The sequence below is a fragment of the Pseudomonas farsensis genome (assembly GCF_014268805.2).
GTDB lineage: Bacteria > Pseudomonadota > Gammaproteobacteria > Pseudomonadales > Pseudomonadaceae > Aquipseudomonas > Aquipseudomonas farsensis.
In genome coordinates this window covers 439,498-462,649 of sequence record NZ_JABWRF020000004.1, presented here as the reverse complement: position 1 = coordinate 462,649, position 23,152 = coordinate 439,498, and the positions used below count along the sequence as shown (strand labels likewise).

The window sequence follows — 23,152 nt, the reverse complement described above, 5'->3', positions numbered from 1 at the left end:
TTGCGTAAGTCAGGCCAGTACCCACTGATGCGGCAGTAGTTGCCCGCTTTCACTGGCCCGCTGCGTCGGCAACCGCGTCAGCACATCTTTGAGATAGGCATACGGATCATGCCCATTCATACGCGCCGACTGGATCAAGCTCATGATGGCAGCCGGCCGTTTACCACTGCGCAGCGACCCGGCAAACAGCCAGTTCGAGCGCCCGAGTGCCCATGGCCGTATCTGGTTCTCGACCTGATTGTTATCGATCGGCACAGCTCCATCGTCCAGGTAGCGCGTCAGCGCTACCCAGCGTTTCAGGCTGTAGTCGAGGGCTTTGGCCGTGGCTGATCCGTTGGGCACCAGGCCGCGTTGAGCCAACATCCAGTCATGCAGTTTTTTGAGGATCGGTACCGCCATTTCCTGACGTTCTCGCCAACGATCTTCATTACTCATGTCCCGCGTTTGGCGTTCGACTTCGTATAAGCCGCTGATCGAGTGCAGCGCTTGTTCGGCCAACTGACTTTTGTTCGCCACATGCAGATCGAAAAACTTGCGACGGGCGTGGGCCATGCAGCCGATTTCAGTGATGCCTTGCTCAAAACCTGCTTTGTAGCCAGCGAAGTCATCGCAGACCAACTTGCCGCTCCAGTCGCCCAGGAAGTTGCGCGCATGTTCGCCTGCACGGCTTGGGCTGAAATCGTAAACCACAGCTTTGAGCGCCGAAAACGGCGTCGTGCTGTAGGCCCATACATAGGCTCGGTGGGTTTTCTTCTCACCCGGCGCAAGCATTTGCACCGGTGTTTCATCAGCGTGAATCACACCTCGGTTCAGCACGGCTTCACGCAGTGCATCGACAAGCGGCTGGAGCCGCACACCGGTTTGTCCGACCCACTGGGCCAAGGTTGAGCGAGCGATTGCCAGCCCGGCGCGACCAAAAATTTTCGCCTGCCGGTACAGCGGCAAGTGATCGGCAAACTTTTGGCGTTTGAGCAAGGCGATTTCAAACTTGAACTGTTCGATGAGGATTTCATCGTTCTGGATCTTCCTGCTCACCGCCTCGACCTGTGACTGCAATTGCAACGCCTGTGCCGCCAAGGCACCAAGCTGGTCCGGGGTCATCTGGTCGAGGTTGGGTGAGGAAGTCATGCCGCCGATTGTGCCAGAGCAGGCCCGAAGCGACGGCAAGCAGACCGGTCAAATGGCCGGCGATTACAGTATGCTGATCACGCCACCCGCACCGACTCGCTGCCACGGCAAACCCAGTACCAACGCCTGGAGTTGTTCGCTGTCGAGTTCGATCTCACAGCCATGGCGAATACCGGGTCAGTGAAACTTGCCTTGGTTCAGTCGCCGTGTGGCAAGCCAGACGCCCACGCCATCGTGCACCAGCACTTTCATCCGGTTAGCCCGGCGGTTGGCGAACAGATAAGCGCAGTGCGGCTTCGCCGCACCGAACACTGCTATCACCCGGGCTAATGCGGTTTCGGTGCCGGCGCGCATATCCCTCGGCTCGGTGGTCAGCCAGATTGCATCGATGCGGATCATTGAGCGACAGCCCGGATAAATTGTGCACAGCCCTCGGGATCTGAGGTTGGCCATTTCACCGTGATCACTTGGCCGGCCATGGGCAACTCGATGATCACTGACGCTTCGGCTGGCCGTTTAGGTACGGCTTTTAGCGGGACGAATGCCGGTAGTGAAGTCGCTGCGGGCTGGTCTCGATAGAGCGGCATCCATTTGCGGATGACGTTGGCATTGATGCCGTGGCTGATGGCGACACTGGAAATGAATGCGCCAGGTTGCAGGCATTCCTGAACGACCTGGGCTTTGAACGGTTTCGGATAAGAGCTTCGTTGGCGCATGCTAATCCTGGCGATAAGGGCGATCGCGTCCGCTTAAAAACACGCGGATACCATCGCCCTTAAAGCTGGAGTTCGGAAGGTGAGTTCGCCGGACGCTTACGGATGACATTGAGGGCAAGGCCCTCGGGGTGAAGCAGAAGAAGACCAACAAGAAGCTGCGGATCATGCTTGAAGTCGATGGAGTGGAGAGCGGCCTGGGCGCCCTGCTCAGGAAGATTCTAGAGCGCAACGCTCCGCATGGCTCGCCGTACCTGCTGCTGACCGATAACGGGAAACGGGTCACGGCGCCTATGCTTCGCCATCGCTGGGACGACGCCAGGGAAGAGGCGGTTAAGGAAGCAGTCGCCGCGGGTGACCAGGTTCTGGCAAGCCGAATCAGTCAGTTCCAGTTCCGCGACATTCGCCCGAAAGCGGCCTCGGAGATCACCGATATCGACCAAGCCAGCCTACTACTGGGCCACACAAAGGGCGACATTACCGAGCGAGTCTATCGCCGAGTTGGAGCCTTGGCGAAACCCACCAAGTAGCGAAGTTTCGGAAGCGCTTCCAAAATAAACCACCACCAAGGGTGTTCCCCCGGCTGGTTTTTCTATGCCCCAAAAACGCGAAAAGCCCTGAATAATCAGGGCTTGAATATGGCGGAAGCGTAGAGATTCGAACTCTAGGATAGTTGCCCATCGACGGTTTTCAAGACCGTTGCCTTAAACCACTCGGCCACGCTTCCAGCAGGTTTTGCGGCGGCAATAATACCGCAATGAAACAAGCTGTCAAACTCTCTGTGTCGCGGCTTGCAGCAGCTCTGGTATGCTTCGAGCCACTTACGTTCCAATGCCGTGGGTTCGCCCCGGTTCAACCGTCTAAGGAGTGTCGCCATGCGCGAACAGGATTACACCCTCCACCAGGGCCAACAGGTCGAGCAGCAGGAGATCAGCAAGGTCCTGCGCAACACGTACAGCCTGCTGGCACTCACCCTTGCCTTCAGCGGCGTCATGGCGTTCATCGCCCAGCAGATGCGCGTCGGCTACCCCAACATTTTCGTGGTGCTGATCGGCTTCTACGGCCTGTTCTTCCTCACCTCCAAACTGCGTAACTCGGCGTGGGGCCTGGTTTCCACCTTCGCCCTGACCGGTTTCATGGGCTTCATCCTCGGCCCGATCCTCAACCGCTACCTCGGCATGGCCGGTGGCGCTGAAGTGGTCAGCTCGGCGTTTGCCATGACCGCACTGGTATTCGGTGGCCTGTCCGCCTATGTGCTGATCACCCGCAAGGACATGAGCTTCCTCAGCGGCTTCATCACCGCAGGCTTCTTCGTGCTGCTGGGCGCCGTGGTTGCCAGCTTCTTCTTCCAGATCAGCGGCCTGCAACTGGCGATCAGCGCAGGCTTCGTGCTGTTCTCGTCGGTGTGCATCCTGTTCCAGACCAGCGCCATCATCCAGGGCGGTGAGCGTAACTACATCATGGCGACCATCAGCCTGTATGTATCGATCTACAACCTGTTTGTCAGCCTGCTGCAGCTGTTCGGCATCATGGGCCGCGACGACTGATTCAAACACTTCGCACCCCAGCAAAAAGCCCGCTTCGGCGGGCTTTTTCGTGGCTCGGAGATAGCCGCAGAGCGGGCACAACAACTGACCATAAAGTCAGGTTATATGCGATACACCCGGGCTTGATGTTTGCCCCTACCCCAACGCTGTTCCAGCCCGTAGAATGCGCTCCTTTTTTCTGCCGGGGCAGCATTTTCCATGAGTGCAAACGAACACCAGCCAGATGCGGCAGCACCTGCCAATGAACTGGTGCTGGGCCTGGAGGACAAACCGCGCCCACTGATTGGCCTGCTCGCCGCCCTGCAGCACCTGCTGGCGATTATTGTGCCGATCGTGACCCCAGGGCTGCTGATTTGCCAAGCGCTTGGCGTATCGGCGCGGGACACCAACCTGATCGTGTCGATGTCGTTGGTAATCTCTGGTATCGCCACCTTTGTGCAGTGCAAGCGCTTTGGGCCGTTTGGTGCCGGGCTGTTGATCGTGCAAGGCACCAGCTTCAACTTCGTAGGGCCGTTGATTGCAGGTGGCGCACTGATGGTGCAGCAAGGCACGCCAGTCGAAGGGGTGATGGCGGCGATTTTCGGTGTAGTGATTGCCGGCTCCTTTGTGGAGATGGGCGTGTCGCGCATCCTGCCCTTCGTCAAGCGCCTGATCACCCCGCTGGTGACCGGCATCGTGGTGCTGATGATCGGCCTGACCCTCATCAAAGTCGGCCTGATCAGCATGGGCGGTGGCTTTGGCGCGATGAAAGACGGCACCTTTGCCAACGGCGAAAACCTGCTACTGTCGGGCGTGGTGCTGGCCATCATCGTAATTCTGAACCGTATCCCGGTGGTGTGGATGCGCAGTTGCGCCATCGTTATTGCCTTGGCTGTGGGCTACGCGCTGGCCGGTTACCTGGGCCGCCTGGACTTTACCGGCATGCACCAGGCCGCATTGTTCCAGGTGCCGACGCCGCTGCACTTCGGGCTCGGGTTCTCATGGGCGCTGTTTATTCCGATGCTGGTGATCTACCTGGTGACTGCGCTCGAAGCCATCGGTGACGTGACTGCCACCAGTAAAGTCTCGCGCCAGCCTGTCGAAGGGCCGGTGTGGATGCAGCGCATCAAGGGCGGCGTGCTGGTGAATGGCGCGAATTCGCTCCTGGCAGGGCTGTTCAACACCTTCCCCAGCTCGATCTTTGCGCAGAACAACGGCGTTATTCAGCTGACCGGTATCGCCAGCCGCCATATCGGTATCTGGATCGCCCTGATGCTGGTACTGCTGGGCCTGTTCCCAAGTGTGGCCGGGGTTATTCAGGCGGTGCCTGAGCCGGTGCTGGGGGGCGCGGCGATGGTGATGTTTGGTGCGGTGGCAGCGTCGGGCATCAATATCTTGGCCAGCACCCGGCTGGACCGTCGCGCCTTGCTGATCATTTCGGTTTCCCTGGCCTTGGGCCTGGGTGTTGCGCAGGTACCGGAGTTTCTGGCGCACATGCCGGCTGCGGTGCGCAACGTGCTGGAGTCCGGGGTTGCCACCGGCGGGCTCTGTGCGCTGCTGTTGAACTGGTTCCTGCCCGAGAGCAAGGCCAAGGCCTGAGCTGCGCGGCCGCTTTACCCACGAGCCCGCGCCCACCAGCGCGGGCTTTTTGCTTTATCATGGCGTTAATCTTTTGCACGGGTTTTCCATGAAATTCGCCATTGCGGTCTTTTCTCCTGCCCATGCGCCCTCCTCACGCCGCGCGCTGCGCTTTGCCGAGGCGGTGCTGGCCAGCGGGCATGACATTGCCCGGCTGTTTTTCTATCAGGACGGCGTGCACAGTGCGTCGGCCAATATTGTTGCGCCACAGGACGAACTGGACGTGGCTGCGCAATGGCGCACCTTTATCACCGAGCACAGCCTGGACGCCGTAGTGTGCATTGCCGCCGCGCTGCGCCGTGGCGTGCTGGATGACACCGAAGCCAACCGCTATCAGCGCCCAGCCGTGAACCTGCCGGCACCATGGGAGCTCTCCGGGCTTGGCCAGTTGCACGAAGCCGCGCAGCTGGCCGACCGCCTGGTCTGCTTTGGAGGCGATTGAAATGGCCAAATCTTTATTGATCATCAGCCGCCAGGCGCCGTGGAGCGGGCCTTGTGCACGCGAAGCGCTGGATGTTGCGCTGGCCGGTGGTGCGTTCGATCTGCCGCTGGGCATGTTGTTTCTCGATGACGGGGTATTCCAGCTGGCCGCAGCGCAGCAGCCCGATGCCCTCCAGCAGAAGAACCTTGCCGCCAACCTGCAGGCACTGCCGATGTTTGGCGTAGAAGAGCTGTTTGCCTGCGCCCACAGCCTGGCCCGGCGCGGCCTTGCAGATGAAGCGCTGAACCTGCCAGTGCAGGTACTCGACGATGCAGCGTTGAAGGCGCTGATTGCCCGTTTTGACCAAGTGGTAACGCTCTGATGACGACCTTGCATGTAATCGCCCATTCGCCCTTCGGTGACCAGCGCCTGGCCAGTTGCCTGCGCCTGCTCGGTGCCGACGACGGCCTGCTGCTATGTGGCGATGCCACCTACGCACTCAAGGCTGGCAGCGAGCCGCTACAGATGCTCCAGGCCGCCAACCTTGGCCCGCGCCTCTTCGCCCTCGCTGAAGACCTGCAAGCCCGCGCCCTCGACGGCACGCAGGTTATCGCGGTGGACTACCCCGCGTTCGTTGAACTCTCACTGCACTATGACAAGGTCAACAGCTGGCTATGAGTACCCTGACGGTCGGCGATCGCACCATCGCCCTGGACAAAGACGGTTTTCTGCTCGACCTGCAAGACTGGTCGCCCGAAGCCGCGCAAGCACTGGCCGCGCAGGAGCAGATCAGCCTGACCGACGAGCATTGGGAAATTCTCAACGTGCTGCGCGAGTTCTACGCCCAATACCAGCTGTCGCCAGCCACGCGCCCACTGATCAAGTACACAGCGCTCAAGCTGGGCGCCGACAAGGGCAACAGCCCGCACCTGAACCGCCTGTTCAACGGCACCCCCGCCAAACTTGCCGCCAAGCTGGCGGGCCTGCCCAAGCCGACCAATTGCATATGACCGAACCACACCCGCTGACCCTGGAAACCCCAGCCGAACACCCTTTTGCTGAATTTGTGCGCATTCTCGGCAAGGGCAAGCGCGGCGCGCGCGGCCTCAGCCGTGAAGAGGCGCGTGCCGCCATGACCCTGTTGCTTGAAGGCAAGGTCGAGGACACCCAATTGGGTGCCTTCCTGATGCTGCTGCGGCACAAGGAAGAAAGCGCCGAGGAGCTTGCCGGCTTCACCGAAGCGCTGCGCGCGCAGTTGCAGGCCCCGAACATCAGCGTCGACCTCGACTGGCCGAGCTATGCGGGCAAAAAACGCCATTTGCCGTGGTACTTGCTCGCCGCCAAATGCCTGGCCGCCAATGGCGTGCGCATCCTGATGCACGGTGGCGGCGCTCACACCGCCGGGCGGCTGTATACCGAGCAACTGCTGGGCCTGCTGGATATCCCACTGTGCCGCGACTGGGCTGGCGTTGCGCAAACGCTGGACAAGGGCCAACTGGCGTTCTTCCCCCTGCAGGACTGGGCGCCACAATTGCAGCGGATGATCGACCTGCGCAATACCTTGGGCCTGCGCTCGCCTATTCATTCCCTCGCCCGGGTGCTCAACCCGCTGGCGGCGCGCTGCGGCCTGCAGAGCATCTTCCACCCCGGCTACCAGGCAGTGCACCGCGAAGCGAGTCGGCTGCTGGGCGACCACTCGCTGGTGATCAAAGGCGATGGCGGCGAAATCGAGGTGAACCCGGACGTCATCAGCCACCTGTACGGCACCTCCAACGCCGAGGCGTGGGACGAAGAATGGCCAGCACTGAGCGCCCAACGTCATGTGAAGCCTGCCAGCTTGCAACCCGAGCACTTGCTGGCGGTATGGCGCGGTGAAGCTGAAGACAGCTACGGCGAAATGGCTGTGGTTGCGACTATGGCCCTGGCGTTGCGCGGCCTTGGCCAAGGCCGCGAACAAGCGTTTAGCACGGCGCGAGGCTACTGGGCGGCCCGCACAAACATCGAATAACCCGATTAAACCACCCCAGTCTTTGCGCTATTTATTCGAACGATTTTCTCTAGACTGAGCTCCAACGACAAACAACTTTGTTCCGAGGAGCTGCATCATGGGCCTTTTGATCGATGGCCGCTGGCACGACCAGTGGTATGAAAACGGCAAGGACGGCGCCTTCAAGCGTGAGAATGCCCAGCGCCGTAACCCGCTTCCCACGCCCGAGGCTGGCCGTTACCACTTGTACGTATCCCTCGCGTGCCCTTGGGCCCATCGCACGCTCATACTGCGTGCCATCAAAGGCCTGGAGCCGCTGATCGATGTCTCGGTGGTGAGCTGGCTGATGGGTGAGCAGGGCTGGACGTTCGATCAGCAAAACGGCTCCACCGGTGACCTTCTCGACGCCTTGCAGTACATGCACCAACGCTATACCCAGGACGACCCGCAGTACACTGGCCGGGTAACCGTGCCGGTACTCTGGGACAAGAAAGAGAAGCGCATCGTCAACAACGAGTCTGCCGAGATCATCCGCATCTTCAACACGGCGTTCAACGAGCTGACGGGCAATACGCTGGACCTTTACCCGCAAGCGTTACGTAGCACAGTCGACGCCCTCAACGAACGCATCTACCCGGCCGTCAACAATGGCGTATACCGCGCAGGCTTCGCCACCACGCAAGACGCCTACGAGACGGCTTTCGATGAGGTGTTCAACGAGCTTGATCATCTGGAGGCGTTGCTGGACAAAAAACGCTACCTGGCCGGCGAATACCTGACCGAGGCCGATGTGCGCCTGTTCACCACCCTGGTGCGCTTCGACGCCGTTTACCACGGCCACTTCAAATGCAACCTGCGCCGCCTGAGCGATTACCCGAACCTGTCCAACTGGTTACGCGAGCTTTATCAGTGGCCGGGCGTGGCGGGTACAGTGAACATGGAACATATCCAGAAGCACTATTACCTGAGCCACAAGACCATCAACCCGAACGGGATCGTGCCCAAGGGCCCGCTGCAGGACTTCAGCGCGCCCCACGACCGTGCAAGGCTGCCGGGCAAAGGGATCTGGCAGGCGGGGTAAAGAAAGCGTGGTTTCAAGCAAATCGCTTTCTATTGGGTAGGAGCGACCTTGTGTCGCGATGGGCTGCAAAGCAGCCCTAGGATCTGCGCCTCAAGGAGCATCGCCAGCGCAAAGAGGCTCTAGCAGCTCTGCTCCTGAACCCCTTCGAACCACGCCAGCTTCTCACGCAACTGCACAACCTCACCGACGATCACCAGCGTGGGGGCATGCACCTCATGGCGCGCCACCATTTCAGGCAAGTCTGCTAACGTCCCGGTGAACACCCGTTGATTGCGCGTAGTACCCTGCTGCACCAATGCAGCCGGGGTACTGGCGTCGCGGCCATGCTTGATCAATTCGGCGCAGATAGTCGGCAACCCCACCAGCCCCATGTAGAACACCAATGTCTGCGCCGGCGCGACCAGGTCGTTCCAAGGCAGATTGCTGGTGCCATCCTTGAGGTGGCCTGTTACAAAACGCACTGACTGGGCGTAGTCACGGTGGGTCAGCGGGATACCGGCATAGGCCGAACAGCCGCTGGCAGCCGTAATGCCGGGCACGACCTGGAACGCAATGCCATGCTCGGCCAGCTCTTCGATTTCTTCGCCGCCACGGCCAAAGATGAACGGGTCGCCACCTTTGAGGCGCAATACACGCTTGCCCTGTTGGGCCAGGTCCACCAGCAGGCGGTTGATCTGGTCCTGAGGGACTGCATGATCAGCGCGGCGCTTGCCCACATAGATGCGCTCGGCGTCACGCCGGCACATGTCGATGATCGCCGGCGCCACCAAGCGGTCGTACAGCACCACGTCGGCCTGCTGCATCAGGCGCAAGGCGCGGAAGGTGAGCAGGTCCGGATCACCCGGGCCGGCACCGACCAGATACACCTCGCCACCCTGCTGTACCGGCGCGCCCTCGACCATTTCGCGCAACAGGCGCTCGGCTTCGGCGCCCTGCCCGGCCAGTTGGCGCTCGGCGATCGGACCTTGGAACACGGTTTCCCAGAAACCACGGCGTTGGTTGACGTCAGGGTATAGCGCCTTGACCTGATGGCGAAAACGCGCAGCCAGCCCGGCCAACTCGCCGTAGGCTGCAGGAATCCAGGCTTCAAGCTTGGCCCGGATCAGCCGCGCCAGCACCGGCGCATCGCCGCCACTGGACACGGCAACCACCAACGGGGAGCGGTCGACGATGGCTGGGAAGATCACCGTGCACAGCGCAGGCGCATCTACCACGTTGACCGGCACGCTCAGAGCTTGGGCCTCGGCCGACACCTGGGCATTGAGCCCAGGGTCGTCAGTGGCGGCGATTACCAGCCGGCAACCGCCAAGGTCGCGGGCTTCATAGCCGCGCACCAGCACCTCGCCACCGCCCTCGCGCGCAAGCGCAGCGAGCTGGCTGTCGACATCAGGTGCGACGACACGCAGCACGGCGCCGGCATCAGCCAGCAGGCGAGCCTTGCGCAAGGCGATTTCACCACCGCCGACAACCAGCGCGCGAGCCCCCTGCAGCTTGTGGAACAGCGGCAGGTAGTCCATATCAGCGAATCACCTCTACGCCGCCCATGTACGGCTTGAGCACTTCAGGCACACGGATCGAACCGTCGGCCTGCTGGTAGTTTTCAAGCACCGCAACCAGGGTACGGCCCACTGCCAGGCCCGAACCGTTGAGGGTGTGCACCAGCTCTGGCTTGCCGGTTTCCGGGTTGCGCCAGCGCGCCTGCATGCGGCGCGCCTGGAAGTCGCCGCAGTTGGAGCAGGAGCTGATTTCGCGGTACTTGCCCTGGCTTGGTACCCACACCTCGAGGTCGAAGGTTTTCACCGCGCTGAAGCCCATGTCACCGGTGCACAGTGCCAGTACGCGGTACGGCAGTTCGAGCAGCTGCAGCACGCGCTCGGCGTTGGCAGTCAGGCCTTCGAGGGCTTCCATGGATTTGCCCGGCTCGACCACTTGCACCATCTCGACCTTGTCGAACTGGTGCTGGCGGATCATGCCGCGGGTGTCACGGCCCGAAGCACCGGCTTCACTGCGAAAGCACGGGGTGTGCGCGACATACTTGATCGGCAACTGCTTGGCGTCGAGGATCTGCTCGGCAACCAAGTTGGTCAGCGACACTTCAGCGGTCGGGATGAGGTAGAAGTCTGCCTCGCCATCACGGCTGATCTTGAACAGGTCTTCTTCGAACTTCGGCAGCTGGCCGGTGCCCTGCAGGGCTGGCGCCTGTACCAGGTACGGGGTGTAGGCCTCTTCGTAACCGTGTTCGCCGGTGTGCAGGTTGATCATGAACTGCGCCAAGGCGCGGTGCAGGCGAGCAATCGGGCCGCGCAGCACGGCAAAGCGCGCGCCGGACAGCTTGGCAGCGGCTTCGAAGTCCAGGCCACCGCTGACCTCGCCCAGCGCGACGTGGTCCTTGACCTCGAAATCGAATGCCGGCGGGGTACCCCAACGGCGCACTTCGACGTTGTCATCTTCGTTGGCACCCACCGGCACGCTGGCGTCCGGCAGGTTGGGAATGGTCAGCAAGATGCCGTCGAGCTCGGCCTGGATAGCGTCCAGTTCCAGCTTGCCGGCCGCCAGCTCATTGGCCATGCGCTCGACATCGGCCATCAACGGGGCGATGTCTTCGCCCTTGGCCTTGGCTTGGCCGATGGACTTGGAACGGGCGTTACGCTCGGCCTGCAGCTGTTCGGTGCGGGTCTGCACCGCCTTGCGGCGTTCTTCCAGTGATTCGATGCGCGCGACATCCAGGCTGAAGCCACGGGAGGCCAGGCGATCCGCCACTTCCTGAAGTTGGCCGCGTAACAGTTTGGAATCGAGCATATCGTTCTCTCGTTATAGGTAGGTGTTGGTTCAGATACGGGTTAGAGCAAGGCCGGCCCAGGTTGCGAGCAGCCCGCCCATTACGCTGGCGCCGGTGTAGCCCAATGCCAGCGGTACTTGCCCACTTTCGAGCAGGCGCACGGTGTCGAGCGAAAATGAAGAAAACGTGGTCAGGCCGCCGAGAAACCCAACAATCAGGCCTGCGCGCAGCTCGACCGGCACCAGGGGTTTGTGCAGGAACAAGCCGTAGAGCAGGCCGATCAGCAGGCAGCCAATCAGATTGACCGCCAGCGTACCGAGATAGAAGTGCCGTGGCCAGTGGGCGCTGACCCAACTGGCGGTGGCAAAGCGCAAAAGCGTGCCGGCAATGCCTCCGGCGCTGACTGCCGCAATCAGTGCAATCACGGTTTTCTCCGCTGCCGAGGGCTGATGCGGTCGAGTTCGGCCAAATGGCGCAGTTTTTCACCGATTTTAAGCTCAAGGCCACGGGGCACCGGTTGGTAATACTGGCGCGGTTCGAGCTGGTCCGGAAAGTAATCTTCACCGGCGGCGTAGGCATCGGGCTCGTCATGGGCATAGCGGTACTCTTCGCCATAGCCGAGCTGCTTCATCAGTTTGGTCGGCGCATTGCGCAGGTGCAGCGGCACTTCCAGCGAGCCATGCTCGGCCGCTTCACGCAGGGCGGTCTTGAATCCCACGTACACGGCGTTGCTCTTCGGCGCGCAGGCGATGTAGGTGATAGCCTGGGCCACCGCCAGCTCGCCCTCGGGGCTCCCCAGGCGCTCCTGTACGTCCCAGGCCGCCAGGCACAGGCTCAGTGCACGCGGGTCGGCGTTGCCGATGTCTTCGCTGGCCATGCGTACTACACGGCGGGCGATGTACAGCGGGTCGCAACCGCCGTCGAGCATGCGCGCATACCAGTACAAGGCACCGTCCGGGTTGGAGCCGCGCACCGACTTGTGCAGTGCGGAAATCTGGTCGTAGAACGCCTCGCCACCCTTGTCGAAACGACGGCGGCTGTCGCCAAGCAGGCTTTGCAGCAGCTCGACGCCGATTTCGCTACCGTCTTCGGCAAGGTCAGAGGCGTTTTCCAGGAAGTTGAGCATGCGCCGGCCGTCACCATCGGCGGCGGCCATGAGCATCTTGAAGGCTTCGTCGCCAACGCTGAGGTTGCGCTTGCCAAGGCCGCGCTCCTCGGTAAGGGCACGGTCTACCAGCTTGCGCAGCGCCGCTTCGTCCAGGCTTTTGAGCACATAGACGCGGGCCCGCGAGAGCAAGGCGTTGTTCAGTTCGAACGAGGGGTTTTCAGTGGTGGCACCAATGAAAATCAGCGTGCCATCCTCGACATAAGGCAGGAAAGCGTCCTGTTGCGACTTGTTGAAGCGGTGCACTTCGTCGACAAATAGAATGGTCCGCTTGCCGTACTGGCCGGCCTGCTGCTTGGCCACCTCGACGGCCTGGCGGATTTCCTTGACCCCCGCCAGTACTGCCGAGACGGTTTCGAAGTGGGCATCGCAAAACTGCGCCAGCAGCCGCGCCAGGGTGGTCTTGCCGACCCCGGGCGGGCCCCAGAAGATCATCGAATGCAGCGCACCCTGCTCCAGCGCTTCGCGCAGCGGTTTACCCCGCGCGAGCAGGTGCTCCTGGCCGACGTACTCATCCAGGTTGGACGGGCGCAGCCGCGCAGCCAAAGGCTGGGCGACGGGCTCACTGCGAAACAGATCCATCACGGGTTGTGCTTACTCCTTTATGACATCCGCGCCTTTGGGGATGTCGAAGGTGAACTTGCTGTCCGGCACCGCCTGGTTGGCCTTCACGCCATTGAACAAGATGTTTGTGCGCTGGCCGACGCTGTCGATCAGTTGCATGTCATTGATCAGCCCTTTGCGGAACGATACCCGCAGCGAATCGAACAAGGTGTCCTTGGTCTTCGGCTTGAGGGTGAAGTCCATCACTTCGCCCTGCTCCTTGGAGGTGATGTCGAAACTCTGGCTGATCTTCGATACATCACCGGACAACAGCAGTGCCGGAGTCTGGTTAAGGCGCTGGTCGAGCTTCTTGACGGTGGCCTGCTCCAGATCGGGGTCCCAGAGGGTGACATTCTTACCGTCGGATACGACGACCTGCTCCTGTGGCGCATCGGTGTGCCAGTAGAACAGACCAGGGCGCTTGACAGTCATCTTGCCAGACATTTCCTGCAGACTTGTGCCACCGGCGTCCAGGGTCAGCTGGGAGAAGTTGGCCTCGATGGTCTGCGACTTTTCGAGCAACTGGGTCAGGCGCTGGACGTCCTGTTCACCGGCATGGGCCGACAGGCTGGCCGCAGCCAGGGCAGAAACCAACATCATGCGAATCATGCGCATGGGGATCCTCGTAGAGCATTGAATGAGCCGGGCACCGTCGTTGGCACCCGGCGGAAGAAAACGTCAGTCGCGCGGGCCGCCTGGGGCTATCACTTCCCGCGAGCCGTTACTGTTCATTGAAGTGACCACACCGGCCATTTCCATTGCTTCGATCATGCGTGCGGCACGGTTGTAACCGATCTTCAGCTTGCGCTGCACTGCCGAAATGGAAGCACGGCGGCTTTCCAGCACAAACTGCACGGCTTCGTCGTACAGCGCGTCGCTTTCCGAGTCGTCGCTGTCGCCACCGCCGCCACTTTCAAAGCCGCTGCCGGCTTCTTCGACACCGTTGAGAATGTCGTCGTTGTAGTCTGGCGCGCCACGCAGCTTCCAGGCCTCGACCACGCGGTGCACTTCTTCGTCAGAAACGAACGCACCGTGTACGCGAATCGGCAGGCTGGTGCCAGGCGGCATGTACAGCATGTCGCCGTGGCCCAGCAGTTGCTCGGCGCCGCCCTGGTCGATAATGGTCCGCGAGTCGATCTTGCTCGACACCTGGAACGCCATACGGGTCGGAATGTTGGCCTTGATCAAGCCAGTGATGACATCCACCGACGGGCGTTGGGTAGCCAGAATCAGGTGAATACCGGCAGCACGGGCTTTTTGCGCAATCCGTGCGATCAGCTCTTCGACCTTCTTGCCGACGATCATCATCATGTCGGCGAATTCATCCACCACGACAACGATGGTCGGCAGGGTTTTCAGCGTTGGCGCCTCGTCGTCCATGCTTTCGCGGCGGTACAGCGGGTCGTAGATGACCTCGCCGGCCTCCTGGGCATCTTTGATCTTGCGGTTGAAGCCTGCCAGGTTACGCACGCCCATGGCCGCCATCAGCTTGTAGCGGCGCTCCATCTCGGCAACGCTCCAGCGCAGGGCGTTGGCGGCGTCCTTCATATCGGTGACCACCGGGCACAGCAGGTGCGGAATGCCTTCGTAGATCGACAGTTCGAGCATTTTCGGGTCGATCATGATCAGCCGGGCGTCTTCCGGGCCAGACTTGAACAGGATCGACAGAATCATTGCGTTGACACCCACCGACTTACCGGAACCGGTGGTGCCCGCCACCAGCAGGTGCGGCATCTTGGCAAGGTCGGTGATCACCGGTTTGCCACCGATGTCGTGGCCCAGGGCCAAGGCGACCGGCGACTTGGCCTCGTCATACTGTGCCGACGACAGCACCTCGGAGAAGCGCACCATCTGGCGGTTCTCGTTAGGGATCTCGATGCCCACGGTGGTCTTGCCAGGGATTACCTCGACCACCCGCACGCTGGTCACGGCCAGAGAGCGCGCAAGGTCCTTGGCCAGGTTGGCGATACGGCTGACCTTCACTCCGGCAGCCGGCTGGATTTCGTACCGGGTAATCACCGGGCCCGGGTGGATCGAGTCGACCGAGACCTCGACCCCAAACTCCTTGAGCTTGATTTCAAGCAGGTGACCGACACCTGCCAACGATTCGGGCGAGTACTCGATTTTCTTTTCTTCAGCCGGGTCGAGGATGGAAATGGGCGGCAAAGTACCTTCAACAGCGCTATCGACGAACAGCGGCGTCTGTTTTTCTTTCATCACCCGCTTGCTGGGCTCTGGCGCTTTGACCGGGGCCGCGGGGATGTTGATCACCGGGGCAGGTTGCTGTTCGCGCTGGGCCACATGCTTGGTCAGCGCTTCATCGCGTTCCAGGATGCGCTCGCGGGCCTTGATCTGCTCGCGCTTGTCGGGCACCACAGGGGCGACTACTTCGTCGACCTGCTCGTCTACCTCACGCAGTTGCGCCACCAGGCGCTTGCGCTCGTTGCGCGCCTCCCACCAGCGGGTTGCTGCGCCCTGCACCAGCTCCAACAGGTCGAGCGTGATCTTGCCGGTCAGGTCCATGACCTTGAACCAGGAAAGATCGGTGAACACGGTCAGGCCGAACAGGAACAGGGCGATGAACATCAGCGTGCTGCCCTGCACGTTCAGCAGGCTGCGCGCCAGGTCGCCAAGGCTCTCGCCCAGCGCGCCACCCGAGGAAAACGGCAAGGTCGCAGACTGATGGAAATGGATATGCGCCAGGGCCGCACCGGACAACACCAGGAACACCAGGCCGATCAGGCGCCAGGAAAACAGCCAGCCACTCCACTGCCACGGCTGGTGGCGCTCGCGGAAAATCTGCCAGGTTTTGATGCCCAGCAGCAGCGGGAATATGTAGGCGAAGTAGCCCAACACCATGAACAGGATGTCGGCAAAGTAAGCCCCGGCGCGGCCGGCAGCGTTCTGCACCTGCTCGACGTTGCTGGTGTGGCTGAAGCCTGGGTCGGAGGTGTCGTAGGTGACCAATGCCATCCACAGGTACAGGCACAGTGCACCGACGGCAATCAGCGCACCTTCCTTGAGGCGGTATTGCAGCTGCTGGCGCCATAACGGCACGGGCAAGGGAGCTGGAGTTGCAGTGGATTTCTTCAAAACGCGTCTATTCCTGCGCGAATAGTGATTGGCCGGTGACTGGCCAACAAATCACTACTTTTAACATTACTGCCCACCCGCCGCCATGGCGGTACGCCGTGGGGGCACGAACGGGGGCTTTGTTCATATAGGTGCAATTTGATCATGCATTGTCTTTTGTGACAAAGGCTTATGCTGTGTTTTTGCACAGGTGTGACAGCAAATGCGCCAGATGGTGCCAAAGCTGGCTAAATACCAGCAGTACAAGGGGCACTGACGGGCGCGACACCCGCCGTTGACCTCGCCACCAAGCCGCGCCATGCTGACCGCCCTCCCCTACTCCACCGCCCAAAACCTCATGCTGACCTGGCTGACCCGCGACTCACTGAGCTTCCCCCCACTGGAAAAGGCCCTGCAAGACCCCAACGGCCTGCTCGCCGCGGGCGGCGACCTGTCTGCAGACCGCCTGATAGCGGCCTACCGGCACGGCTGCTTTCCTTGGTACCAGGACGGCCAGCCCATCCTGTGGTGGTCGCCTGACCCGCGCACCGTGCTGTTTCCTGACGAACTGCACGTTTCGCGGTCGCTGGCCAAGCTGATGCGCCAGGGCCGTTACCAAGTGAGCTTCGACGGCGACTTCGCTGCGGTAATAGCAGCCTGCGCCGCCCCTCGCGATTATGCCGACGGCACCTGGATCACCGGCAGCATGCAGGCGGCTTACCTTGAGCTGCACCGGCGCGGCATCGCGCACTCGGTCGAAGTCCGCAAGGACGGCGAGCTGGTCGGCGGCCTGTATGGGCTGGCCATGGGCCGCTTGTTCTTTGGCGAGTCGATGTTCAGCCGGGCCGACAACGCCTCGAAGGTGGGTTTTGCCACGCTGGTCGAGCACCTGCGCCAAGCGGGCTTTGCCCTGATCGACTGCCAGATGCCCACCGACCACCTGCATAGCCTGGGCGCCCGCGCCATCAGCCGCGCCAGCTTCGCCGAACACCTGACCACGTACCTGGACCAACCCGCTAGCGCCACCTGGGTTGCCTAGGCGAGTTTGCACAGCTGGCTTACACTTACAGACAAAGTCTCACCGGTAAGGGGTGGATCATGACAGAGCTGGCGCGGTTGAAGTTTTATGCCACTCAACCCCACTCCTGCAGCTACCTGCCTGGCGAGCAGGCTACCACGCTGTTTCTCGACCCCAGCCAGCCGATGGATGTGCATGTGTATGCCGACCTGTCGGAAATGGGCTTTCGGCGCAGCGGCGACCACCTGTACCGCCCCCACTGCCAGCATTGCAACGCCTGCGTGCCGGCGCGCATTCCAGCCGCACGGTTCATACCCAACCGCCAACAGCGGCGCATCGTCAAGCGCAATACCGACCTTGTCGTCACCGCCACGCGCCCGGTGTTCACCGAAGAATATTTCGACCTGTACCGGCGCTACATCGAACAGCGCCATGCCGATGGCGATATGTATCCGCCAAGCCGCGACCAGTTTTCCACTTTTCTGGTGCGCGACCTGCCGTTCAGCTGGTTCTACGAATTCCGCCTCGAAGGCCGCCTGCTGGCGGTCGCGGTGTGCGACCTGCTGCCCAATGGCCTGTCAGCGGTGTACACCTTCTACGAACCCGCCGAAGAGCGCCGCAGCCTCGGCCGCTACGCCATCTTGTGGCAAATCGGCGAGGCACTGCGCCTGGAGCTTGAGGCGGTTTATCTTGGCTACTGGATCAAGAACTGCAAGAAAATGAACTACAAGACCCAGTACCGGCCTATCGAATTGCTGATCAATCAGCGCTGGGTAAGCCTTAATTGAAAGCATTGGCTTGAAACACAATTTTCGGGCATAATCCACGCCACTTTTTTAGCCCGGTGCAGTCACGCGTCGGGCCAACACTGGACACCGAGGGCTTTACTGCATGTCGAAAGAAGACAGCTTCGAAATGGAAGGCACTGTCGTCGACACCCTACCTAACACCATGTTCCGCGTGGAGTTGGAAAACGGGCACGTCGTTACCGCGCACATCTCCGGAAAGATGCGCAAGAACTACATTCGTATTCTCACTGGCGACAAGGTCCGCGTCGAGCTGACGCCCTACGACCTGAGCAAGGGCCGCATCACCTACCGCGCCCGCTAAGCTTCAGCCATGAAAAAGCCCGGCCAATGTGCCGGGCTTTTTCATGGGTTTTGCAAACAGTGCGGGGCAAGCCCCGCACGTGCGTTACGCCACCTCAGCCGTGGTTTCGTAGTCGAACACCAGTTCGCCGTCGCGCAGGTCGATGTGGACCACACCGCCATGCTCGGCCAGCTCGCCGAACAGGATCTCCTCGGCCAGCGGCCGCTTGATCTTGTCCTGGATCAACCGCGCCATTGGCCGTGCGCCCATTTGCACATCGTAGCCCGACGCCGCCAGCCAGCCGCGCGCGTCGTCGCTGACTTCCAGCAACACACGCTTGTCCTCCAGCTGCGCCTGCAGTTCGATGAGGAACTTGTCGACGATGCTCTTGATGGTCTCGTGGGACAGACGACCAAACTGGATGATGGTGTCCAGACGGTTGCGGAACTCCGGTGTGAACGCCTTGCGAATGACTTCCATGGCATCGGACGAGTGGTCCTGATGGGTGAAGCCGATCGAGGCCCGCGCAGCGGTTTCGGCGCCGGCGTTGGTGGTCATGATCAGGATCACGTTGCGGAAGTCCGCCTTGCGCCCGTTGTTGTCGGTCAGGGTGCCGTGGTCCATCACCTGCAGCAGCAGGTTGAAGACTTCAGGGTGCGCCTTCTCGATTTCATCGAGCAACAATACACAGTGCGGCTGCTTGGTGATCGCCTCAGTCAACAGACCGCCTTGATCAAAGCCGACGTAGCCCGGCGGCGCACCGATCAGGCGCGACACAGTGTGCCGTTCCATGTACTCCGACATGTCGAAGCGCACCAACTCGACACCCAGCGCCTTGGCCAACTGCCGCGCGGCCTCGGTCTTGCCCACGCCGGTAGGGCCGGCGAACAGGAACGAACCCACAGGCTTGTCTGGCGCCTTCAAGCCCGCACGGGACAGCTTGATGGCCGTCGACAGCGAGTCGATGGCGGCATCCTGGCCGAACACGGTGAGCTTGAGGTCCCGCTCAAGGTTACGCAGCAGTTCTTTGTCGGAGCTGCTGACATGCTTTGGCGGAATGCGCGCAATCTTGGCGACGATATCTTCTACCTGCGGCACATCGATACGCTTGACGCGATTTGCCTCAGGCTGCAGGCGCTGATAGGCGCCAGCTTCGTCGATCACGTCAATTGCCTTGTCGGGCATATGACGGTCGTTGATGTAGCGCGAGGCTAGCTCGGCCGCGGCGCGCAGGGCTTCGTCGCTGTACTCGATGTTGTGGTGGCTCTCGAAACGGCCTTTGAGCCCACGCAGAATGCCCACTGTGTCCTCGACGGAGGGTTCCGACACGTCAACCTTCTGGAAGCGCCGGGCCAGAGCACGGTCCTTCTCGAAGATGCCACGGAATTCCTGGAAGGTGGTCGAGCCAATGCAGCGGATATCACCCGACGACAACAGTGGCTTGAGCAAGTTGGAGGCATCCATGACGCCGCCAGAGGCAGCCCCGGCACCGATGATGGTGTGGATTTCATCGATGAACAGAATTGCCTGCGGGCGCTTGCGCAGCTCGCCAAGCAGCGCCTTGAAACGCTTCTCGAAATCGCCGCGATATTTGGTACCGGCAAGCAATGCGCCGAGGTCGAGCGAGTAGACCACGCTTTGCGCCAGCAGGTCAGGCACCTGACCATCGACAATACGCTTGGCCAGGCCTTCGGCGATAGCCGTTTTGCCCACACCAGCCTCGCCGACCAGCAGCGGGTTGTTCTTGCGCCGACGGGCAAGAATCTGCGCCACGCGCTCGACCTCCTGCTCGCGGCCGACCAACGGGTCGATACGCCCGGCACGGGCCAGTTCATTCAGGTTGCTGGCGTAGGCATCCAGCGGGTTGCTGGAAGACGACGTTTCGCCGCCCTCTTCGTCCTGCATGTCCTGGTCGCTGTCGGTGTGTGGCCCATGCCCCGGCACCTTGCTGATGCCGTGGGCAATGTAGTTGACCACGTCGATACGGGCCACGCTCTGCTGCTTGAGCAGAAACACAGCCTGGCTTTCCTGTTCGCTGAAAATGGCCACCAGCACATTGGCGCCGGTCACCTCACGCTTGCCGGAGCTTTGCACGTGGAACACCGCGCGCTGCAGCACCCGCTGGAAGCCCAGCGTCGGTTGCGTTTCACGGTCTTCGTCGTGCACAGGGATCAGCGGCGTGGTGGAGTCGATGAACTCTTGCAGGTCATGCTTGAGCTTGTCGAGATTGGCGCCACAGGCGCGCAGAACGGTCGCGGCAGCCTCATTGTCAAGGAGTGCCAGCAGCAGGTGTTCGACGGTCATGAACTCATGACGCTTCGAACGGGCCTCCTTGAAGGCCAGATTGAGGGTGACTTCGAGCTCGCGGTTTAACATAGCTTCACCTCATACCCAAGTGGTCGGCGATTAACCGTCCTTCTCGATTTCACAGAGTAGCGGATGCTGGCTTTCCCTGGCGTATTGGTTGACCTGCATGGCCTTCGTTTCGGCGATGTCCCGGGTAAACAATCCGCACACTGCCCGCCCCTCGGTATGGACGGTCAGCATGATCTTGGTCGCCAGCTCGCGGTTCAGATTGAAGAACGTCTCGAGCACTTCGACGACGAAATCCATCGGTGTGTAGTCATCGTTGAACAAAACCACCTTGTACATCGGTGGCGCCTGCAAAAGCGGCTTGGCCTCCTGAACCGCAAGGCCGGCACCATCATCCTCGTGTCCGTCATCCTGTGACGGGCGATCCTGATTGAATGTTAGTCGAATCTTACTGAATACATGCATGGAAAGAATTTCATCATGATCGACAAGTTAAGGTTGTCGGTTGACTGCACGGAGCCCGCTCGGCGCGGGCGCCGGGTGACCTTGACTATCGGCAAAACGGTGTTACAACCAATAGGAACCCACCGTGGTCGATAAAGATCCGCGCAGTCAACCAGATTTTTACGCAAGGTTCGTATGCGGATGAAGTGGATGATACTCCAGTGATGGAGTCCTTTGCAGAGGGACATAGGGATGACAAGCGGTAAAGTCAAGTGGTTCAACAACGCCAAGGGTTTTGGATTCGTCAACGAACACGATAGCGATGCCGACGTGTTCGCCCACTTCTCAGCTATCAACATGGGTACCGACGGCGCCTACAAAACCCTCAAAGCCGGGCAGTTGGTGGTGTTTGAGGTAGTACAGGGGCCGAAGGGGCTGCTGGCGAAAAATATCATCGATGCCGAAATGGCCAAGACGCTCAGTGGCGCCAAGCCGCTCGCTGAAGCCGCACCGCTTGAACGTGAAACCGTCCAGACCTGATAACCGTCCTCCTTCCGAAACAGACCGGTCACTGCGAAAAGCAGCTGACCGGTTTTTTATGCCCTGCGCTTACATATGCTTGATCATTTCGTCGCCAAACCCCGAACTGCCGACCAGCGTCGCGCCATCCATCAGGCGCTCGAAATCGTAGGTTACAGTTTTGGCGGCAATGGCCCCGTTGGTGCCCTTGATGATCAGGTCAGCGGCTTGCGTCCAGCCCATGTGCCGCAACATCATTTCCGCCGAAAGAATCGCCGAGCCGGGGTTAACCTTGTCCTGGCCTGCATATTTGGGCGCAGTACCGTGCGTCGCCTCGAACATCGCCACCGTGTCCGACAGGTTGGCGCCAGGGGCAATGCCGATGCCGCCCACCTCCGCGGCCAGCGCATCCGACAGATAGTCGCCGTTGAGGTTAAGGGTCGCGATCACGTCGTATTCGGCCGGGCGCAGCAGGATCTGCTGCAGCATGGCGTCGGCGATGGCGTCCTTGACGACCACCTCGCGGCCGCTGACCGGGTTCTTGAACTTCATCCACGGGCCACCATCGAGCAATTCGGCGCCAAACTCGTCGCGCGCCACTTCATAGCCCCAGTCCTTGAACGCCCCTTCAGTGAATTTCATGATGTTGCCCTTGTGCACCAGGGTCAGCGACTCGCGATCGTTTTCCACCACATACTGCAAGGCTTTACGCACCAGGCGCTGAGTGCCCTGCTTGGACACAGGTTTGATACCAATGCCACAGTCCTGGTCGAAACGAATCTTGGTAACGCCCATTTCCTCCTTGAGAAACTTGATCACCTTGTCCGCCTCAGGTGACCCTGCCTTCCACTCGATGCCGGCGTAGATATCCTCGGAGTTCTCGCGGAAGATCACCATGTCCACATCACCCGGCTTCTTGACCGGGCTCGGCACGCCTTCGAACCACAGCACCGGGCGCAGGCATACATACAGGTCCAGTTGCTGGCGCAAGGCCACGTTCAGCGAACGGATACCGCCACCCACTGGCGTGGTCAGCGGCCCCTTGATCGACACCACGTAGTCCTTGACCGCCTGTAGGGTTTCCTCGGGCAGCCAGGTGTCCTGGTCATACACCTGAGTGGCCTTCTCGCCAGCGTAGACTTCCATCCAAGCGATCTTGCGCTTGCCGCCGTAGGCCTTGAGCACCGCGGCGTCCACGACTTTGATCATGACTGGCGAGACATCCACGCCGATGCCATCCCCTTCGATGTACGGAATGATCGGGTTGTCAGGCACATTGAGCGAATGGTCTGCATTGACGGTGATCTTGCTGCCGTCAGCCGGAACCTTGATTTTCTGGTATCCCATGCTGCACTACTCCGCGTCGTTGCTGGTGGGTTGGAAAGCGTGCGCTGCACTGAGCCTAAACCACATCCGTCGACCTGCAAGCCCGCCTGCCACCTGCGACAACCCGCCACATTGCCCCTACGTCTTTGGTCTTATAAATGGCGCGAACGCACTTGACCTTGCTGAATAGCCCAAAGGGTTTGGTATACTCCGGCGCTGACCGCTAGGTCATCGGGGCGAACCCTTGGAAATGCGGCTCGCCCTAGGCCACGAACGGCCACCAAGTCTGGGTTGTTACCGCAGCTCAGCAATTGACGCTCGACTGATGCA

The 23,152-nt window shown here is 60.9% G+C and carries 25 protein-coding genes and 1 tRNA gene; 13 read left to right on the top strand and 13 right to left on the bottom strand.

Annotation, left to right across the window (positions count from 1 at the left end):
• Nucleotides 1-9: 9 nt before the first annotated feature.
• The 3 genes from tnpC to tnpA form a co-directional block, all read right to left on the bottom strand.
• The gene (gene tnpC, locus HU719_RS21705) at nucleotides 10-1,101 is read right to left on the bottom strand and encodes an IS66 family transposase (RefSeq protein ID WP_437179696.1); all 1,092 of its coding nucleotides are present in this window, start codon (nucleotides 1,099-1,101) and stop codon (nucleotides 10-12) included.
• Between the two features lie 204 nt (nucleotides 1,102-1,305).
• The gene (gene tnpB, locus HU719_RS21700) at nucleotides 1,306-1,527 is read right to left on the bottom strand and encodes an IS66 family insertion sequence element accessory protein TnpB (RefSeq protein ID WP_186534524.1); all 222 of its coding nucleotides are present in this window, start codon (nucleotides 1,525-1,527) and stop codon (nucleotides 1,306-1,308) included.
• Nucleotides 1,524-1,844 carry an IS66-like element accessory protein TnpA gene (tnpA, locus tag HU719_RS21695; protein ID WP_186534523.1) on the bottom strand — a complete coding sequence of 107 codons (321 nt, stop codon included), beginning with the start codon at nucleotides 1,842-1,844 and terminating at the stop codon, nucleotides 1,524-1,526. Before tnpA ends, tnpB begins: the two co-directional genes overlap by 4 nt.
• Before the next feature lie 128 nt (nucleotides 1,845-1,972).
• Between tnpA and HU719_RS21690 the strand changes: the two genes are divergently transcribed.
• On the top strand, nucleotides 1,973-2,371 hold the full coding sequence (locus HU719_RS21690) for a site-specific integrase (RefSeq protein ID WP_367616524.1): 399 nt from the start codon (nucleotides 1,973-1,975) through the stop codon (nucleotides 2,369-2,371).
• A gap of 109 nt (nucleotides 2,372-2,480) precedes the next feature.
• Here HU719_RS21690 and HU719_RS21685 read toward each other — a convergent pair.
• Nucleotides 2,481-2,568, bottom strand: a tRNA-Ser gene (locus HU719_RS21685).
• A gap of 148 nt (nucleotides 2,569-2,716) precedes the next feature.
• Between HU719_RS21685 and HU719_RS21680 the strand changes: the two genes are divergently transcribed.
• The 8 genes from HU719_RS21680 to HU719_RS21645 all read left to right on the top strand — a co-directional run bounded on the left by HU719_RS21680 (nucleotide 2,717) and on the right by HU719_RS21645 (nucleotide 8,494).
• On the top strand, nucleotides 2,717-3,388 hold the full coding sequence (locus tag HU719_RS21680; RefSeq protein ID WP_186516524.1) for a Bax inhibitor-1/YccA family protein: 672 nt from the start codon (nucleotides 2,717-2,719) through the stop codon (nucleotides 3,386-3,388).
• A gap of 198 nt (nucleotides 3,389-3,586) precedes the next feature.
• Complete coding sequence (locus HU719_RS21675) at nucleotides 3,587-4,966, top strand: nucleobase:cation symporter-2 family protein (protein WP_186534522.1); 1,380 nt, start codon at nucleotides 3,587-3,589, stop codon at nucleotides 4,964-4,966.
• Nucleotides 4,967-5,054: 88 nt separating this feature from the next.
• Complete coding sequence (gene tusD, locus HU719_RS21670) at nucleotides 5,055-5,447, top strand: sulfurtransferase complex subunit TusD (protein WP_186534521.1); 393 nt, start codon at nucleotides 5,055-5,057, stop codon at nucleotides 5,445-5,447.
• Between the two features lies 1 nt (nucleotide 5,448).
• On the top strand, nucleotides 5,449-5,808 hold the full coding sequence (gene tusC, locus HU719_RS21665; protein WP_186516527.1) for a sulfurtransferase complex subunit TusC: 360 nt from the start codon (nucleotides 5,449-5,451) through the stop codon (nucleotides 5,806-5,808).
• A complete protein-coding gene (gene tusB, locus HU719_RS21660; protein ID WP_186534520.1) occupies nucleotides 5,808-6,104 on the top strand; it encodes a sulfurtransferase complex subunit TusB in 297 nt (98 codons plus the stop codon). The genes tusC and tusB overlap by 1 nt, the downstream gene beginning before the upstream one ends.
• Complete coding sequence (locus HU719_RS21655) at nucleotides 6,101-6,436, top strand: TusE/DsrC/DsvC family sulfur relay protein (protein ID WP_186516531.1); 336 nt, start codon at nucleotides 6,101-6,103, stop codon at nucleotides 6,434-6,436. The genes tusB and HU719_RS21655 overlap by 4 nt, the downstream gene beginning before the upstream one ends.
• Nucleotides 6,433-7,434, top strand: coding sequence for a glycosyl transferase family protein (locus tag HU719_RS21650; protein WP_186534519.1), 1,002 nt, complete (start codon nucleotides 6,433-6,435; stop codon nucleotides 7,432-7,434). Before HU719_RS21655 ends, HU719_RS21650 begins: the two co-directional genes overlap by 4 nt.
• Before the next feature lie 97 nt (nucleotides 7,435-7,531).
• Complete coding sequence (locus tag HU719_RS21645) at nucleotides 7,532-8,494, top strand: glutathione S-transferase family protein (protein ID WP_186516535.1); 963 nt, start codon at nucleotides 7,532-7,534, stop codon at nucleotides 8,492-8,494.
• Nucleotides 8,495-8,613: 119 nt separating this feature from the next.
• Here HU719_RS21645 and cysG read toward each other — a convergent pair whose 3' ends face one another.
• The 6 genes from cysG to ftsK all read right to left on the bottom strand — a co-directional run bounded on the left by cysG (nucleotide 8,614) and on the right by ftsK (nucleotide 16,134).
• Nucleotides 8,614-10,011 carry a siroheme synthase CysG gene (gene cysG / locus HU719_RS21640; RefSeq protein WP_186516537.1) on the bottom strand — a complete coding sequence of 466 codons (1,398 nt, stop codon included), beginning with the start codon at nucleotides 10,009-10,011 and terminating at the stop codon, nucleotides 8,614-8,616.
• A 1-nt stretch (nucleotide 10,012) separates the two neighbouring features.
• Nucleotides 10,013-11,293 carry a serine--tRNA ligase gene (gene serS / locus HU719_RS21635; protein WP_186516539.1) on the bottom strand — a complete coding sequence of 427 codons (1,281 nt, stop codon included), beginning with the start codon at nucleotides 11,291-11,293 and terminating at the stop codon, nucleotides 10,013-10,015.
• A gap of 30 nt (nucleotides 11,294-11,323) precedes the next feature.
• Nucleotides 11,324-11,698 (bottom strand): fluoride efflux transporter CrcB, encoded by a 375-nt coding sequence (gene crcB / locus HU719_RS21630; RefSeq protein WP_186516541.1) that lies wholly within the window; start codon nucleotides 11,696-11,698, stop codon nucleotides 11,324-11,326.
• Nucleotides 11,695-13,020, bottom strand: a complete 1,326-nt coding sequence (locus HU719_RS21625) for a replication-associated recombination protein A (RefSeq protein WP_186516713.1) — start codon at nucleotides 13,018-13,020, stop codon at nucleotides 11,695-11,697. Before HU719_RS21625 ends, crcB begins: the two co-directional genes overlap by 4 nt.
• Nucleotides 13,021-13,032: 12 nt before the next feature.
• Complete coding sequence (gene lolA / locus HU719_RS21620; protein ID WP_186516543.1) at nucleotides 13,033-13,656, bottom strand: outer membrane lipoprotein periplasmic chaperone LolA; 624 nt, start codon at nucleotides 13,654-13,656, stop codon at nucleotides 13,033-13,035.
• Nucleotides 13,657-13,719: 63 nt separating this feature from the next.
• A complete protein-coding gene (gene ftsK / locus HU719_RS21615) occupies nucleotides 13,720-16,134 on the bottom strand; it encodes a DNA translocase FtsK (RefSeq protein ID WP_186534518.1) in 2,415 nt (804 codons plus the stop codon).
• 337 nt (nucleotides 16,135-16,471) lie between these two features.
• On the opposite strand from ftsK, the gene aat reads away from it, so the two are divergent.
• The 3 genes from aat to infA all read left to right on the top strand — a co-directional run bounded on the left by aat (nucleotide 16,472) and on the right by infA (nucleotide 18,241).
• Nucleotides 16,472-17,152: a leucyl/phenylalanyl-tRNA--protein transferase gene (gene aat, locus HU719_RS21610; RefSeq protein WP_186516714.1), complete on the top strand. Its 681-nt coding sequence runs from the start codon at nucleotides 16,472-16,474 to the stop codon at nucleotides 17,150-17,152.
• Nucleotides 17,153-17,211: 59 nt separating this feature from the next.
• Entirely contained in the window at nucleotides 17,212-17,919 is a 708-nt protein-coding gene (locus HU719_RS21605; RefSeq protein ID WP_186516547.1) for an arginyltransferase, read from the top strand.
• Between the two features lie 103 nt (nucleotides 17,920-18,022).
• Complete coding sequence (infA, locus tag HU719_RS21600; RefSeq protein ID WP_002553999.1) at nucleotides 18,023-18,241, top strand: translation initiation factor IF-1; 219 nt, start codon at nucleotides 18,023-18,025, stop codon at nucleotides 18,239-18,241.
• A gap of 84 nt (nucleotides 18,242-18,325) precedes the next feature.
• On the opposite strand, the gene clpA is transcribed toward infA, so the two are convergent.
• Together clpA and clpS are read right to left on the bottom strand one after the other, a co-directional pair.
• A complete protein-coding gene (gene clpA / locus HU719_RS21595; RefSeq protein WP_186516549.1) occupies nucleotides 18,326-20,596 on the bottom strand; it encodes an ATP-dependent Clp protease ATP-binding subunit ClpA in 2,271 nt (756 codons plus the stop codon).
• Nucleotides 20,597-20,626: 30 nt separating this feature from the next.
• Nucleotides 20,627-20,998, bottom strand: a complete 372-nt coding sequence (clpS, locus tag HU719_RS21590; protein ID WP_186516551.1) for an ATP-dependent Clp protease adapter ClpS — start codon at nucleotides 20,996-20,998, stop codon at nucleotides 20,627-20,629.
• Between the two features lie 231 nt (nucleotides 20,999-21,229).
• On the opposite strand from clpS, the gene HU719_RS21585 reads away from it, so the two are divergent.
• Nucleotides 21,230-21,517: a cold shock domain-containing protein gene (locus HU719_RS21585; RefSeq protein ID WP_186516560.1), complete on the top strand. Its 288-nt coding sequence runs from the start codon at nucleotides 21,230-21,232 to the stop codon at nucleotides 21,515-21,517.
• A 69-nt stretch (nucleotides 21,518-21,586) separates the two neighbouring features.
• On the opposite strand, the gene icd is transcribed toward HU719_RS21585, so the two are convergent.
• Nucleotides 21,587-22,843 carry an NADP-dependent isocitrate dehydrogenase gene (gene icd / locus HU719_RS21580; RefSeq protein ID WP_186534517.1) on the bottom strand — a complete coding sequence of 419 codons (1,257 nt, stop codon included), beginning with the start codon at nucleotides 22,841-22,843 and terminating at the stop codon, nucleotides 21,587-21,589.
• Between the last annotated feature and the right edge of the window lie 309 nt (nucleotides 22,844-23,152).